This is a genomic window from Thioclava sp. DLFJ4-1, from assembly GCF_002020145.1.
GTDB classification, from domain to species: domain Bacteria; phylum Pseudomonadota; class Alphaproteobacteria; order Rhodobacterales; family Rhodobacteraceae; genus Thioclava; species Thioclava sediminum.
This window is the reverse complement of sequence record NZ_MPZT01000005.1, coordinates 1-15,544: the sequence shown is the minus strand read 5'-3', so window position 1 is coordinate 15,544 and position 15,544 is coordinate 1. Positions and strand designations below refer to the sequence as shown.

The window sequence follows — 15,544 nt, the reverse complement described above, 5'->3', positions numbered from 1 at the left end:
TCCGTTCAGGGAGGAGATATGCTGGATATTCACGACTCGCGCGCCGGCCCAGGCTGTCCGCGCTCTGCCTATGCGCCTGCGCAGGCGCCGGATTCACTGCGCCGGATCGCGGAAGACCTGGGTGAAGGCCCGTTTGCTCAGGTTTTTCTCTTCGTTGATCCCGGCGCCGATCTCGACAGTCTCGTGCAAGAAGGTCGCGCGCTCTTCCCTGGCGCTGAAGTCGTCGGCTGCACCACTGCCGGAGAGATCACCGGGAACGGCTACGATGAAGGCCAGATAGTGGGCTTCGCGCTACCGGTGAAGGGATTTTCCACTGAGACTTTGATCATCGAAGATCTAGACCGGCTTGATACGAAAGCGCTGGTGTCCGAGCTGTTGCGCGCCCGGCAAAGCCTCGGGCGTCTCGCGTTCGAGCGGGCGAATGAATTCGCGATCCTGTTGGTTGACGGCCTTTCGGGGCAGGAGGACCAGCTGGTTTCCGCACTGTCCGGTGGGCTCGGGCCGGTGCCAGTGTTCGGGGGGTCGGCGGGGGACGGCAACAAGTTCGAGCGTGCCGAGTTGTTTGCCCGCGGACGGCGTTTCGAGAATGCAGGAATCCTGACGCTTGTCCGTTCCGCCTGCGAGGTGAAGCTGTTTTCATTTAACCACTTGCAGCCCACCTCCTCGCGAATGGTGGTGACAATGGCCGATCCCGGCGCGCGTTCGGTGCTGCGGATCAATGACGAACCGGCAGCCCGCGAATACGCGAGGCTGCTGGGGCTCAGCGTCGCCGACCTTTCGCCGACAGTCTTTGCCGCGAACCCGATCCTCGTGCGCGTCGGCGGGCGTTATCACGCGCGTTCGATCCAGCAAGTCGGGCCGGGAGAATCGCTGATATTCTTCGCCGCGATCGATGCCGGCTTGGTCCTGACCCTGGGCCGCCCTGACGATATCTCCGCTCATTTGGCGCGCGAACTTGACGCGCTCTCGGCCAGTCGCAGACCTTCGGCCGTGCTGGGATTTGATTGCATCTTTCGCCGCTTCGAAGCTGAGGGCAAGCAATGCGCCCGCGCAGTTTCCGATACGCTGGCGCGCCATGGCGTGGTCGGTTTTTCGACCTATGGCGAACAGATCGGCGCAATGCATGTGAACCAGACCATGACTGGCGTGGCTTTCTTCCCGCCTGAACCATCGGGGATGGAGCCATGAGGCAGTCCCTGGCCGCTTCGCTGCTCGATCCCGGCGATACGTTGGAGCGTCAGAACGCGAAACTTCTGACCATCGCTGAGGCGCTGATCCAACATTCCGAGGAGATGAACGAGGACCGGGGAGCCGCCTTCGCCCAGTTCCAGCGCGCCGCAATGCTCGAAGAACAGGTCCGCGCGCGCACGCGTGATCTGGAACGGGCGCTCGATCTTCTCAACGTTTCGAATGCGCGATTGGCCGATGCGAACCGCGAGACCGAAACCGCGCGGCAAAACCTCGCCGCGGCGATCGAGACCGTTCAGGATGGGTTTGCGCTATTCGACGCCCAGGACGTGCTCGTGATGGCCAATTCGCGTTTCAACGCGCTTCTTGATGACGTGCGTGACGAGATCGTGCCGGGGATGCAGTTTGACGACTACCTCGAACTCGTGGCGGGATCGACGCATCTGCACATGTCCGACGGGATGAGCCGTGGCGACTGGATCGCAATGCGCTGCGCGCGCCATGCCGAGCACCACTTCATTTTGAACCAGCGGATGGGAGACGACCGCTGGATGCAGGTCAGCGAACATCGCACGCATGATGGCGGGACGGTTATCTTGCAGACGGAGGTGACGGATCTGATCCGCGCCGAAAGGGAGAAACGGGGGCGGCTCCTCGACGATCAGGCGAAAATCCTGCGCGCGACGCTGGAGCACCTGAAACTCGGCGTCTGCATCTTCGACTCGCGGTTGCAGCTTCTGGGCTGGAACGCGCGGCTTGGCGAATTTCTTCTTCTGCCGCGCAACCGGCTGCGCGAAGGGATGCATTTCGACGCGATCCTGGAACAGGTTCGCGACCAGTTCACCTTTCCCAACGGACTCTCTGCGCATCGTCTCGGGGATTGGGTGCGGCGTGCGCTGCGCCGCGACCAGTTCGAGGTCGAGGTGACGCGGGAGGGCGGCAAGGTCTTCGAGATCTTTGCGCAGGAATTGCCTGACGGTGGCTTTGTCATGTCGCTCTCCGATGTCTCGGCGGAGCGGCACGCGATCGAAGGGCTGAGCCGCGTGAACGAGACGCTGGAGGCGCGCGTGACCGAGCGCACGCTGGAGTTGGAGGATGCGCTTGCCAGTGCCGAACGCGCCAACGCATCGCGCGCCCGGTTCGTGGCCGCCGCAAGCCACGACCTTCTCCAACCCTTGTCGGCAGCAAAACTCTATCTCGCATCGCTGGGCGAAGAGAAAACGTCAGATATCGCAGCGAGAACCGTCGAGAAGGCACAAAACGCACTCTTGTCGGTGGAAGGCATTCTCGGCGCATTGCTCGATATTTCTCGGCTGGAATCGGGCCACGTCTCGGTCGATCTGGGGCCCGTTGCGCTGGGCCCGATATTCGCGGCGCTGCGCGATGAATTCGCCATGCATGCCCGTCTCAAGGGGCTCGATTTCCGTATCGTGTCGACTGACGCTGTCGTTGTCTCGGATCGCGCTTATCTACGGCGAATTCTGCAGAACCTGATTTCGAATGCGATCCGTTACACAGAGACCGGCGGCGTATTGATGGCTTTGCGCCACCGCCGAGATGAGCTTGTGATCGAAGTGCGCGATAGCGGCCCGGGGATTGCAGAAGATGATCAGGATAAAATCTTCCACGAATTCCATCGCCTGAACGCGAAGGCGTCCGCGTCGGAAGGCATGGGGCTGGGGCTCGCGATCGTGGAACGTGCTGCAGCGGTCCTGGGGCACCCGCTGACGCTGCGCTCGGCACCGAGGCGCGGTTCAACCTTCACTTTGGGCCTGAAGCCCGCGCTTGGAGGGGCAGCACGGGCCGAAAATGACGTGGTGACACCGGTGCGCGACCCCGAGGGTGGCGATATCGTCGTGTTGCTGGTCGAGAACGACGCGGATCTCTCACGCGCGATGACGCAACTTCTCGAGAAATGGGGAGCGACGGTTCTCGATGTCGATAGCGGCGAAGCGGGGCTGGAACTTCTCGAGGCAACGGGGCTAGAGCCGGACGCCTGCCTTATCGACTATCAACTCGGCGATGGAATGGATGGACTGCAGCTGATTGCCGCCTTGCGTCAAAAGATCGGCTCCGTTCCGATGCGCTTGGTTACTGCGGATCGTTCAGAAGAGTTGCGCAAGATGGCTGCGGCAGCGCAGGTCGAGATGCTCACCAAGCCAGTGCCGACTTCGCAGTTGGCGGCGTTTCTCTTCGGATCTCAGCGCCGCGCAGGCTGAGCGTCGCCGCGCTCGGTTGCATGGGCCAAAGGCTTCAAATGAGTCGGTATTGGCCCATGCATGGGGCGTTCCTGCGCCTCAGTGATTGTGCCGCGGCAGTCTCTTCGCAAGCTGGCGGAATTGCTCGGCGTCGCGGATCGTCGCACCGTCGGCCATCTGCGTGACGGTCTCGCGGTAGAGCTTCTGCCACGGGGTCGCTGCCTCCGGGATCGGCGGCAGGTCGCCAGCCTTGCGCGCTGCCAGTTCGTCGTCGGCAATGAGCATGTCGCAGCGCCCGGTGTTCAGATCGATCCGGATCGTATCGCCCGTGCGCAGCCATGCCAGCCCGCCGCCTGACGCGCTCTCGGGTGAGGCGTTCAGAATTGAGGGGCTGTCCGAGGTGCCCGACTGTCGCCCGTCACCGATCGTCGGCAGGCTGGTGATGCCGCGCTTCAGCAAGCGATCCGGCGGCTGCATGTTCACCACTTCCGCAGAGCCCGGCCAGCCGAGCGGACCCGCCCCCCGGATCACGAGGATCGAGGATTCGTCGATCTCGAGTGCGGGGTCGTTGATGCGGGCATGATAGTCTTCCGAGCCGTCGAAGACGAAGGCCGTGCCCTCGAGAATTCCCTCGCGGCCCGGCTCACTGAGATAACGCTCGCGGAACTCCGGCGAAATCACCGAGGTTTTCAGGATCGCGAAGTCGAAGAGATTGCCAGAGAGGACATAGAAGCCCGCGCGCTCCATCATCGGCTTCTCGAAACGGTAGATCACCTCGCGATCGGTGCTCTCGTGCCCGTCTAAGTTCTCCGCCATGCTGTGACCGGTGACGGTGGGACAATCGCCGTTCAGCTGTCCCGCCTCCAGCAGTTCCCACAGGATCGCAGGGACACCGCCCGCGCGGTGGAACCGTTCGCCCAGATATTTCCCGGCGGGCTGCACATTGGCCAGCAGCGGGATGTCGTAGCCATGCGTTTGCCAGTCCGACGGATCGAGCGTCACGCCCGCATGTTTCGCCATTGCCATGATATGCGGCTGGGCATTAGTCGAGCCGCCGATCGCCGCGTTCAGTTTAATCGCGTTCAGGAAGGCCTCGCGGGTAAGGATGTTCGAGGGCCGGATGTCCTCGTGAACCAGTTCAACGGCACGGCGCCCGGTGCGATAGGCCATCTGGCCGCGGGCGCGATAGGCCGCCGGTATCGCCGCACAGCCGGTGAGCGACATACCCAGCGCCTCCGCGATGGCGTTCATGGTAGAGGCCGTGCCCATCGTGTTGCAGTGGCCAATCGAGGGGGCGCTGTCGAGCGCGGTTTCGAGAAACTCGTCGCGGGTGATTTCGCCCGCGGCGTATTTGCGGCGTGAACGCCAGATCACCGTGCCCGAGCCCACGAGTTCTCCCTCGTGCCAGCCGTCGAGCATCGGCCCGCCGGACAGAACGATCGCGGGTAGGTCGACCGTCGCCGCGGCCATCAGGGCCGACGGGGTGGTCTTGTCGCAACCCGTGGTCAGCACGACACCGTCGAACGGGTAGCCGTAAAGCAGTTCGACAAGACCCAGATAGGCGAGGTTGCGATCGAGCGCGGCGGTCGGACGCTTGCAGTTCTCAAAGAGCGTATGCGTCGGGAATTCGATCGGGATGCCGCCTGCATCGCGGATCCCGTCGCGCACGCGCTTGGCGAGATCCAGATGGTGGCGGTTGCATGGGTTCAGGTCGCTGCCCGACTGGGCGATCCCGATGATCGGCTTGCCCGCGCGCAACTCTTCAGGCGTCGTGCCGTAATTCATGAAGCGTTCGAGATAAAGCGCAGTCAGGTCGGCATGATCGGGATTGTCGAACCAGTCTTGCGAGCGCAGGCGGCGTTCGGTTTTGGTCATGATCTTTCCTCGAGAAGGGACGCGCTGTTGAGCGTCTCAAGATGAAGCAGCAGCCCGGAGTGATCGACGTCGCCGTTTCCAGCGGCGACGAAGGCCTCGTAGGCCGCACGCACGGTATCGGTCAGCGGGAGCTCGAGATGGTTCGCGTTCGCAAGCGTCTCGACGCCGCGAAGGTCTTTCAGCTGCAGTCGCGACGGGCCGCCTGGGGTGAAATCGCGGGCGATCATCCGCGCGCCATGCAGTTCGAGGATGCGGCTTTCGGCAAAGCCACCGCGGATCGCGTCGCGGAATCTCGCGGGATCTGCGCCGCCCGCTCTCACGAGGATCATCGCCTCGGCGAGCGCGCCGATGGTGATCGCGACGATCTGCTGATTGGCCAGTTTGCAGACCTGACCGGCGCCCGTAGGGCCGACATGGGTCATTCGCCCAAGTGGTTCGAGCACGGGCGCGATCCGCGCGATCGTCTCTTTCGGCCCACCCGCCATCAAAGCGAGCGTTCCGCTCTCGGCGCCCGCAGTGCCGCCCGAGACAGGGCAGTCGATCTGTGTCACGCCAAGCTCTTCGAGCCGGGCGGCATGATCGCGCGCCACGTCCGGCGCGATCGACGAGGTGTCGATCAGCACGCTGCCCGGGCGCAGGGCTTCGGCTGTGCCTTGCGCAAACAGCACGTCGGCCACCGCTGCGCCATCAGAAAGCATAGTGAAGGTGATATCCGCCTTCGCGACGGCCTCGGCGGGGCTCCCCGCCTGCTCGGCCCCGGCGGCGACCAGCGCGCGGGCCTTTTCGGCGGCGCGGTTCCAGACGGTGACGGAATAGCCCGCCCCGAGGAGACGCCGAACCATCGGCGTCCCCATTAGACCTGTGCCCAGAAATGCAATATTGGGGAGCGGCTGTGTCACGCGGCACCTTCCAGTTCATCCTCGATATGCGCTTGGATGATCGCGTCAAAGCTGTCTTCCGAGGTGAAGCCGAGCCGGCGGGCGCGGGTCGCGTCGAAGCCTGCGGCCCAGCTCTCGCACATCTTGGTGATCATCGCGTCTGGCTCGCGCCGGATCAGGGCGACAGCGTTTTGTCCTGCAACTCGGCGCAAGGCTTCGATCTGCTCGCCGACTGTGGCGCTGACACCCGGCATCGAAAGGTTGCGGCGCGGCCCGACCTCATCCAGATCGATATCGGCTGCGTGCAGCATGAAACCCACTGCCGAGCGCGGCGAGGTGTGCCAGTGCCGGATCGTCTCGGGCACCGGAAGCACGGCTTCCTGACCCACCAGGGGTTCGCGCAGGATGTTCGAGAAGAAGCCTGACGCTGCGGCATTCGGTTTGCCCGGACGGATGCAGATCGTGGGCAGGCGGATGCCGATCCCGTCGAAGAAACCATGGCGCGAATAGTCCGACAGCAGTAATTCGCAGATCGCCTTCTGGGTGCCGTAGCTGGTCAGGGGCGTCGCGTGGAACTCGTCGGGGATCGGATAGGGCAGGGGCGCGCCCACCACCGCGATGGAAGAGGCGAAGACCACCCGCGGACGATAGCCATCGGCGAGGTTCGCGTGACGGATTGCCTCGAAGAGTGCGCGGCTGCCGTCGAGATTGATCCGGTAGCCCTTTTCGAAATCTTTCTCGGCCTCGCCCGAAACGATCGCGGCTAGGTGGAAGATCACATCAGGCCGCGCGGCGATCAGTTTCTCTGCCGTGCCTGCTTCGGACAGGTCGGCTTGAAGGCAATCGGTGGTGCCTGAGTATCCCTCCGGCGTTTCCGGGGCGATTACGTCGACCAGCGACAGGTGGCCGACCGCTTTGCCCTGAAGGGGCGCTCCTCGGACGATTCGATCGGTGAGTTTTCGGCCAACCATTCCCGCCGCGCCGACAATGAGTGCGTGCATAACGTGTCTCCTCCCTGAGAAATTCGCAGTCCAGCATCAAAGATGTTGTAATGTTGTCTGATAACCAGATATATGCGGGATGCAAATCATTTTTGTCCAGCTGGTCGAGATGGGGCGACGGGCGAGCACGAAGAACAAGAGTGGGGGAGATAGGCATGCAGAAAGGTGAGGCGGCGAAGGAACTTTGCACGATGCTGGGCGGCGACATGGTCTCGACCGATGCCGGGCTGATCGCGCGCCATTGCCAGGACTGGCACGGCGACATCACCAGTTCTGCCATTGCGCTTTTGCGACCGCGGAGCACCGAAGACGTATCCCGCGCCGTGCGAGCCTGTGCAAAGCTCGGGCTCGGCGTTGTGCCACAGGGGGGGCGTAGCGGACTTGCTCTGGGCGCGGTGCCCGATGCGCCTGAGTCTCAGGTCGTGTTGTCGCTCGAGCGTATGGACCGGGTCCGCAGCCTGAGCGCACAGGATTTCACGGCGGTTGTCGAAGCTGGTGTCGTGCTCGAGTCGTTCAAGGAAGAAGTGGCCGAGGCCGGTCTCTACTTCCCGCTCGCGCTCGGCGCGCAAGGCACCTGCCAGATCGGTGGCAATGTCTCGACCAATGCGGGCGGGGTGAACGTCCTGCGCTATGGAATGACGCGCGAGCTGGTGCTCGGGCTTGAGGTCGTCCTGCCGGACGGTCGCGTGCTCGATCGGCTCAGTCGGCTGCGCAAGGATAATCGCGGGATCGATCTCAAGCAGCTTTTCATCGGAGCCGAAGGGGTGCTGGGCATCGTCACGGCCGTGTCCTTCAAGCTGATGCCCGCACCCGACCAAGTCTCGACCGCGTTGCTGGCGCTCGACTCGCTAGAAGATGCGATCGAGCTTTACCGTCTCGCCCGTCGCCAGTGCTGTGACCTCATGTCGGCCTTCGAATTCCTGCCCGCCGAGGCATTCACGCTCGCACGCGAGGGTATTCCCGATCTTTCGCTGCCGCTTGAGCCCGCACATCGCGCCTATGCGCTGGTTGAGCTTTCGGGCTCGGGTCTCGTCGATATCGAGGCTCTTCTTTCTCAATTCCTCGAACTGGCGATGGAAGAGGGGCTCGTGCGCGACGGCGTGGTCGCGCAGTCGGAAGCTCAGGCGCGGAATATCTGGCTGGTGCGTGAGGGGATGAACGAGGGGCAGGCGCGGCGCGGAAAACATCTGCGCACGGATCTCTCGGTGCCGCTTTCAGAACTGGCTGCGTTCGTTGCTGAGGCCGAGGCGGCGGTCGGAGAAGCCTTGCCCGGGGCGGTCTGCGTCTCTTACGGTCACGTGGGGGATGGCAATGTGCATCTGAACGTGCTGCCAGACCCGGAGGGCATGGAGGCGCTCGATCAGCAGATTTTTCGAGCTAAAACAGTTCTCAACGGGGTCCTGGATCGCTATGACGGTTCGATCAGCGCAGAGCACGGGGTCGGACGTCTCAAGAAGGCCGACTTCGCCGCGCGCGCGTCTTCGGTTCAGCATGATCTGCTGGGGCGGATCAAGCGGGCGATCGATCCAAATTTGACGATGAACCCTGGGTGTCTGATCGACCTCGAAAGTTGACGGACTTGGGACGAGACGAGGAATGAGTGATGGATAATGAGTTCGAGCAGATTGCCCGCGCGGATCACCTGCCAACGCGGATCGCCACGCAGTTCGCCAAGCGGATTTATGATGGCGTGCTGAAAGCCGGTGACAAGCTGCCGACAGAGCATGCGATGTCCAAGACCTTCGGCGTGAGCCGCACCGTCGTGCGCGAAGCGATTGCGCAACTGCGCAACGAAGGGCTGGTCGAGACGCGACAGGGTGTCGGTGCCTTCGTGGTGGAGCGCAAAGCACGCCAGATCCGTCTCGAGGATGGCAAGAAGATGGACCGGCACGCCTTCAACGATCTCTATCAGGTGCGCGTGCCGCTGGAGATGGAAGCGGCTGCACTCGCAGCAGTGAACCACACCGAGGCCCAGATGGCGGCGCTCGACGCCGCGATGATGGGGCTGTCGGGTATTCGTGATTGGGGCAAGTCGGGCGTCACCGCCGACCTCGATTTCCACCGCATCATCGCCGAGGCGACGGGCAATGACTATTTCGTGCAATTCGTCACCGCGATCTCGGAGCGGATCAGCCATGTCATTACGATTGCGCGCGCCGAGGGGCAGCTCGACGATGTGATCGCGTGGACGATCGAAGAGCACGGGGCGATTTGCGAGGCCATTCGAGCGCGCAATCCCGCCGCGGCACGGGCCGCGATGCAGCGCCATCTGGTCAACTCCGCGGAACGTGTCGGCCTGCAGTTCGAATTCGTCGAGTAAGCTGAGCATCACATACGCTTGAGCCGCATAGGCGGCGCAGAATAGGGGTTGTATTTTAGGTTGTAGTGTTGTCTGACATCATATGTCAGTGCGGTATGAGGAGATACTGCGCCCGACAACATGGAGGGGGAATTGGCACCTATGCTCAATTTGGAAACGGGCCGTATTTTGCCCGAGGATGACGCACGCGCCCTGCTGGTCGGCCGGGTCTGGTCGAAGGCGGAAGGCGGGCCCTGCGTAACCGTTCTGCGCAACGGAATCCTGTACGATCTTACGCATATCGCAGCGACGGTTTCCGGGCTTCTGGAATGCGACGATTTGCACGCAATTCTGCGGCGCGACGATCTGCCGGTGCTCGGCTCACTCAAGGATTTTCTGTCCGGGGCGGCCGGTCATCTCTTGGCCCCGATCGATCTTCAGGCGGTGAAGGCCGCGGGCGTCACCTTCGCTGAAAGTATGCTGGAGCGCGTGATCGAAGAACGCGCCGGCGGCGACCTTCAGGCCGCGCAGGACATTCGCGCCAAGCTTGCTCCGGTGATCGGTGAGAACCTGCGCGATATCTCTGCCGGATCGGAAGCTGCTGCGAAAGTGAAGGCACTGCTGCAGGAGATGGGCCTCTGGTCGCAATATCTCGAGGTCGGCATTGGTCCGGACGCAGAGATCTTCACGAAGGCCCAGCCCATGTCATCTGTCGGATGCGGTGCCGAGATCGGCATCCACCCGATTTCGGACTGGAACAATCCCGAGCCCGAGATTGTGCTGGCGATCCGCTCGGATGGCACGATCCTCGGTGCGACGTTGGGCAATGACGTAAACCTGCGCGACGTCGAAGGCCGCTCGGCGCTCCTGCTCGGCAAGGCCAAGGATAACAATGCCTCCTGCGCGATCGGGCCATTCCTGCGGATTTTCGACGACAATTTCACGCTCGCCGATGTCGAGACCGCGGTCGTCACTCTGCGCGTGCGCGGCACCGACGGGTTCGAGATGGCGGGTGAGAGCCGCATGGAGGCGATCAGCCGGTCGCCCGCCGAGCTCGCCCGGCAGATGCTCAATCGCAGCCACCAATATCCCGACGGCGCGGTCCTGTTCCTCGGCACGCTTTTCGCGCCGGTGCAGGATCGCCGTGCGCCGGGGCAGGGCTTCACCCACGAGACCGGCGACGAGGTCGAGATTGCTTCGCCGCGGCTCGGGGCTCTGGTGAACCGCGTCGCTCGCTGTGATGCCTGTCCCGAATGGGTCTTTGGCAGCCGCGCGCTGATTGCCAACCTGGTCGCCCGCGGCCTCGGCGACAGGGTGTAAGCGGATGCAGAAACTTATCGCACTCTTCTACCGTGGCCTCGACATCCTGCTGGCGCTTTTGCTCGCCGGGATGGCTCTGATGGTCTTTCTCAATGTCATCCTGCGCTACGCGTTCGATAGCGGCATTGCCGTCTCGGAGGAAATGTCGCGCTTCTTCTTCGTCTGGCTGACCTTCATCGGCGCCGTCGTCGCACACCATCACCATATGCATATGGGCATGGAGACGGTGGTCGCGGCCTTCGGTCGTCGCGGACGCATGGTCCTGATGGGGCTGAGCGAGATCGTGATCATCGGCTGTTCGGCGGTGCTCTTTATCGGCACATGGAAGCAGCTGCCGATCAACATGACGATGGGCGCTCCGGTAACGATGATGCCGATGGGCTTTGTCTACGGCACCGGGCTGTTCACGGGTGCCGGGATCATCCTCATCTCGCTCGAGCGGCTCTTCCGGTTGCTGACCGGTCGTATGAGCGACGCCGAGTTCGCCCGCTTCGCAGGCCAACATCATGACGCTGAAGATATCGAGGGGCGTGCATCATGACCCTCGTTGTCTTTCTTGTCGCGCTCATCGGCGCCATGGCCATCGGGGTTCCTGTTGCCTTCGCTCTGATCTTCTGTGGCATCGCGCTGATGGAATATCTGGGGATGTTCAACACCCAGATCATCGCCCAGAATATGGCGATCGGCGCGAATACCTTCACCCTTCTCGCGATCCCGTTCTTCATTCTCGCAGGCGAACTGATGAATGCCGGCGGGCTCTCGCGCCGGATCATCGACTTCGCGATCGCCTGCGTCGGGCATATCCGCGGCGGTCTGGGCATCGTCGCCATCATGGCGGCGGTGATCCTCGCCTCGATCTCTGGCTCGGCTGCCGCCGATAGTGCCGCACTCGCTGCGATCTTGCTGCCGATGATGAGCCGCGCCGGCTATGACGTGCCGCGTTCCGCCGGCCTGATCGCCGCAGGTGGCGTGATCGCGCCGGTCATCCCGCCCTCGATGGCCTTCATTATCTTCGGCGTCGCGAGCAACCTTTCGATCTCCAAGCTGTTCATGGCTGGCATCGCACCTGGTGTCCTGATGGGGACCGTGCTGATCGTCACTTGGCTCTTCGTTGCCCGGAAGGACAAGGCCGAGACGTTGCCGCGTGCCAGCTGGGGCGAGAAAGGCCGGGCAGGGATGCGCGCAATCTGGGCGCTTGGCATGCCGGTGATCATTCTCGGCGGTATCAAGTTCGGTGTCGTCACCCCGACCGAGGCTGCGGTGATCGCGACCTTCTATGCGCTCTTCGTCGGGCTCTTCGTCTATCGCGAACTCACCTTGAAGTCCCTGCCGGGCGTGTTCATCGCGGCAGGTCGCACAACGGCGGCGATCATGTTCCTTGTCTGTGCCGCGCTGGTCTCGGCTTGGCTCATCACGATGGCGAATATCCCCGCCGAGCTCGGCAGCATCATCGAACCGCTGATCGAGCATCCGAAGCTGCTCATGGCCTTCATCATGGTGCTGATTATTATGGTCGGCACCGCCCTCGATCTCACGCCGACGATCCTGATCCTGACCCCGGTGCTCTTGCCGCTGGTGCAGAAGGCGGGGATCGATCCGATCTACTTCGGTGTGATGTTCATCATGAACTGCTGCATCGGACTTCTGACGCCGCCTGTCGGTGTCGTCCTCAACGTGGTCAGCGGGGTCGGGAGGATCCCCCTTGGCCGTGTGATCATCGGTGTCTGGCCCTTCCTCGTGGCCGAGATCCTGGTGCTCTTCGTTCTCGTGGCCTTTCCGCAGATCGTGCTCGTTCCGGCACATTGGTTCTACTGACCGGTCACGGGTCAACATTTGCCAACGTTAATTTCCAAAGGGAGGAAACAATGAAAACCAAGGCAATTAAAGCAGCGCTTCTGCTTGGCACGATGGTAGCGGTCGCAAGCCCTGCCGCAGCCGAATTCCACGACCGCACGATCCGGATTTCCAACGGTGTCGCTGAGAACCACCCGGTGCATAATGGCGTCGATGCGATGCAGCAGTGTCTTGACGACAAGACCGGCGGCAAGATGAAGCTTCAGGCTTACTGGAGCGGTTCGCTTGGCGGCGACCTTCAGGCGACCCAGGCGCTTCGCTCGGGCACGCTCGACGCGGTGGTGACCTCGTCCTCGCCGCTTGTCGGGATCGAACCAGCGCTCGGTGTGTTTGATCTGCCGTTCCTGTTCCAGACCAACGAGGAAGCCTACGCCGTCATGGATGGCGATTTCGGCAAGTTCCTGAATGACAAGCTGGCCGACAAAGGGCTGGTCAACCTCGCCTATTGGGAGAACGGGTTCCGTAACGTGTCGAACTCGAAGCGTCCGATCACCAAGTGGGAAGACCTCAAGGGCATCAAGATCCGCGTGATGCAGAACAATATCTTCCTTGACACCTTCGACAATCTCGGTGCCAACGCGACGCCGATGGCCTTCGGCGAAGTGTTCTCTGCACTGGAGACCGGCGCGATCGATGCACAGGAAAACCCCTATGTCACGATCGACACTTCGAAGTTCTACGAAGTGCAGAAATATATCAGCGAGACGAAGCACGCGTATACGCCCTTCCTCTTCCTGTTCTCGAAGCCGATCTTCGATACGTTCGATCCCGACGAACAGGATGCGCTGCGCACCTGTGCAGTCAAGGGCGGCTCAGTCGAGCGCAACGTGATCCAGGATCTCAACAAGAAATCGCTCGAGAAGATGGAAAAGGCCGGGATCAAGTTCAACAAAGTCTCGCCTGAAGAGCTGGCTCGCATGCGTGAGAAGTCGCAGGTCGTCTACGACAAGCACCGCGACGAAATCGGTGGCGACGTCATCGATCGGGTGCAGAAGACGATCGACGGGCTTCGCTCCGAGAAGAAAGCGAGCAGCAACTGAGGCTGCGTAATGTAGTCTCAAGCTGATCCGCCCATTCCCTCGGGCGGATCAAGAGGCGGGCCATGTCCTCCGGCCCGCCTCTCCCTTTTTGGTCACGACACGGACACGAGGATAGGGCGATGAACACATTCGATCTCTCAGGCAAAACCGCACTGGTCACCGGCTCGTCTCGCGGTCTGGGCAGAACCTTCGCGGAGGCGCTGGCGGCCGCGGGCGCGCACGTGGTGCTCAACGGGCTTGATGCCGCACGGCTCGAGCAGACTCGAAAGGAAATGATCGAACAAGGCTACGACGTGAGCGCCGCGGCCTTCGACGTCTCCGACGAGGCCGCCGTGCGCGCGGCGTTCGAGAGGCTCGACGCGGAGGGGCGCACCCCGGACATTCTGGTGAACAATGCCGGTATCCAGTTGCGCCGTCCGATGTTGGAACTGAGCGCGGCGGACTGGCAGCGCGTGCTCGATACCAACCTGACCTCTGCATTCCTTTGTGGCCGCGAAGCAGCTTCGCGGATGATCGCGAAAGGGGGCGGCAAGATCATCAATATCGGCTCGCTGATGAGCGACCTCGCCCGCGTCACGGTCGCGCCCTACACGGTCGCCAAAGGGGGCGTCAAAATGCTGACGCGGTCGATGGCGGCGGAGTGGGCCGGCTCGAACATTCAAGCGAACGCCATCGGACCCGGCTACATGATGACCGACATGACGCGCCCGCTTCAGGAAGATCAGGATTTCGACAGCTGGGTCCGCGGGCGCACACCCGCCGGGCGCTGGGGAAAGCCCGAGGAATTGCAGGGCGCGGTGGTATTTCTCGCCTCGTCGGCCTCGGATTTCGTGAACGGACAAATCCTCTACATCGACGGCGGCATGACGGCGGTTCTTTGAAACCGCGCGCATTGAACGAAGGGTCTCTGCGACGCCGTTCTGCGTCGGGCCCGGTGACGAATTAACAAGGAGACATCATGACCTTCACCACGCACGGACAACACCTGATCGCCGGCGAATGGATCGGCACCGACAAAACGTTCTCTTCCGAACCAGCCCATGGGCCGAGCCATGAGTTCTGCGTCGGCACGGTCGAGATGGTGAACGCCGCCTGCGAGGCAGCCGAAGAGGCGTTCTGGGACTACGGCTATTCGAGCCGTGAGACCCGCGCCAAATTCCTCGAGACTATCGCCGACGAGATCGACGCACGCGGCGAGGCGATCACCGAGATCGGCACGCAGGAAAGCGGTTTGCCCGAGGCGCGCCTGAATGGCGAGCGCGAGCGCACCGTGGGCCAGCTGCGTCTCTTTGCGAGCCACATCCGCAACGGTGACTATCTCGACCGCCGCCATGACGAGGCGCTCCCCGATCGCCAGCCGCTGCCGCGCCCCGATCTGCGGATGATGCAGCGTCCGATCGGTCCGGTCGCGGTCTTCGGCGCGTCGAACTTCCCGCTGGCGTTTTCGACGGCCGGCGGCGACACCGCCGCCGCGCTGGCCGCAGGCTGCCCGGTCGTCGTGAAGGGCCATTCCGCCCATCCCGGCACCGGCGAAATCGTGGCCGAGGCGATCAAGGCCGCAGTCGAGAAATGCAACATGCCCAAGGGCGTCTTCAGCCTGATCCAGGGCGGACGCCGTGACGTGGGTCAAGGGCTCGTGCAGCATCCGCTGATCAAGGCCGTGGGCTTCACCGGTAGCTTGGGCGGTGGTCGTGCGCTGTTCGATCTGTGTGCGCAGCGTCCCGAGCCGATCCCGTTCTTTGGCGAGCTCGGCTCGGTCAACCCGATGTTCCTGCTGCCCGAGGCCGCAAAGGCGCGCGGCGCCGAGATCGGCGCCGGCTGGGCAGGCTCGCTGACGATGGGCGCGGGCCAGTTCTGCACCAACCCGGGCATCGCCGTGGTCGAGGATGGC

13 protein-coding genes are annotated in these 15,544 nt (G+C 62.8%); 10 read left to right on the top strand and 3 right to left on the bottom strand.

Annotated elements, in window-relative coordinates; genetic code table 11:
- Window positions 1-18: 18 nt before the first annotated feature.
- The gene (locus tag BMI85_RS15330; RefSeq protein WP_078545503.1) at window positions 19-1,188 is read left to right on the top strand and encodes an FIST N-terminal domain-containing protein; all 1,170 of its coding nucleotides are present in this window, start codon (window positions 19-21) and stop codon (window positions 1,186-1,188) included.
- Window positions 1,185-3,407 (top strand): PAS-domain containing protein, encoded by a 2,223-nt coding sequence (locus BMI85_RS15325; RefSeq protein ID WP_078601900.1) that lies wholly within the window; start codon window positions 1,185-1,187, stop codon window positions 3,405-3,407. Before BMI85_RS15330 ends, BMI85_RS15325 begins: the two co-directional genes overlap by 4 nt.
- Window positions 3,408-3,485: 78 nt before the next feature.
- On the opposite strand, the gene BMI85_RS15320 is transcribed toward BMI85_RS15325, so the two are convergent.
- From BMI85_RS15320 to denD, 3 genes are read right to left on the bottom strand one after another with little or no spacing between them, the layout of a single operon-like run.
- Complete coding sequence (locus tag BMI85_RS15320; RefSeq protein ID WP_078601899.1) at window positions 3,486-5,261, bottom strand: IlvD/Edd family dehydratase; 1,776 nt, start codon at window positions 5,259-5,261, stop codon at window positions 3,486-3,488.
- Complete coding sequence (locus BMI85_RS15315) at window positions 5,258-6,160, bottom strand: NAD(P)-dependent oxidoreductase (RefSeq protein WP_281481323.1); 903 nt, start codon at window positions 6,158-6,160, stop codon at window positions 5,258-5,260. Before BMI85_RS15315 ends, BMI85_RS15320 begins: the two co-directional genes overlap by 4 nt.
- Window positions 6,157-7,140: a D-erythronate dehydrogenase gene (gene denD, locus BMI85_RS15310; protein ID WP_078601897.1), complete on the bottom strand. Its 984-nt coding sequence runs from the start codon at window positions 7,138-7,140 to the stop codon at window positions 6,157-6,159. Before denD ends, BMI85_RS15315 begins: the two co-directional genes overlap by 4 nt.
- A gap of 155 nt (window positions 7,141-7,295) precedes the next feature.
- Between denD and BMI85_RS15305 the strand changes: the two genes are divergently transcribed.
- From BMI85_RS15305 to BMI85_RS15270, 8 genes are all read left to right on the top strand, one after another.
- A complete protein-coding gene (locus tag BMI85_RS15305) occupies window positions 7,296-8,714 on the top strand; it encodes an FAD-binding oxidoreductase (RefSeq protein ID WP_078601896.1) in 1,419 nt (472 codons plus the stop codon).
- A 29-nt stretch (window positions 8,715-8,743) separates the two neighbouring features.
- Complete coding sequence (locus BMI85_RS15300; protein ID WP_078601895.1) at window positions 8,744-9,460, top strand: FadR/GntR family transcriptional regulator; 717 nt, start codon at window positions 8,744-8,746, stop codon at window positions 9,458-9,460.
- Between the two features lie 141 nt (window positions 9,461-9,601).
- Complete coding sequence (locus tag BMI85_RS15295; protein WP_143595102.1) at window positions 9,602-10,759, top strand: fumarylacetoacetate hydrolase family protein; 1,158 nt, start codon at window positions 9,602-9,604, stop codon at window positions 10,757-10,759.
- Window positions 10,760-10,763: 4 nt separating this feature from the next.
- The gene (locus BMI85_RS15290; RefSeq protein WP_078601893.1) at window positions 10,764-11,300 is read left to right on the top strand and encodes a TRAP transporter small permease; all 537 of its coding nucleotides are present in this window, start codon (window positions 10,764-10,766) and stop codon (window positions 11,298-11,300) included.
- Window positions 11,297-12,574, top strand: a complete 1,278-nt coding sequence (locus BMI85_RS15285) for a TRAP transporter large permease subunit (protein ID WP_078545521.1) — start codon at window positions 11,297-11,299, stop codon at window positions 12,572-12,574. Before BMI85_RS15290 ends, BMI85_RS15285 begins: the two co-directional genes overlap by 4 nt.
- 50 nt (window positions 12,575-12,624) lie before the next feature.
- A complete protein-coding gene (locus tag BMI85_RS15280) occupies window positions 12,625-13,653 on the top strand; it encodes a TRAP transporter substrate-binding protein (protein WP_078545523.1) in 1,029 nt (342 codons plus the stop codon).
- A gap of 119 nt (window positions 13,654-13,772) precedes the next feature.
- On the top strand, window positions 13,773-14,534 hold the full coding sequence (locus tag BMI85_RS15275; protein ID WP_078601892.1) for an SDR family oxidoreductase: 762 nt from the start codon (window positions 13,773-13,775) through the stop codon (window positions 14,532-14,534).
- Between the two features lie 77 nt (window positions 14,535-14,611).
- Window positions 14,612-15,544: aldehyde dehydrogenase family protein (locus BMI85_RS15270; protein ID WP_143595100.1), on the top strand; the 933-nt coding region annotated here is incomplete at its 3' end.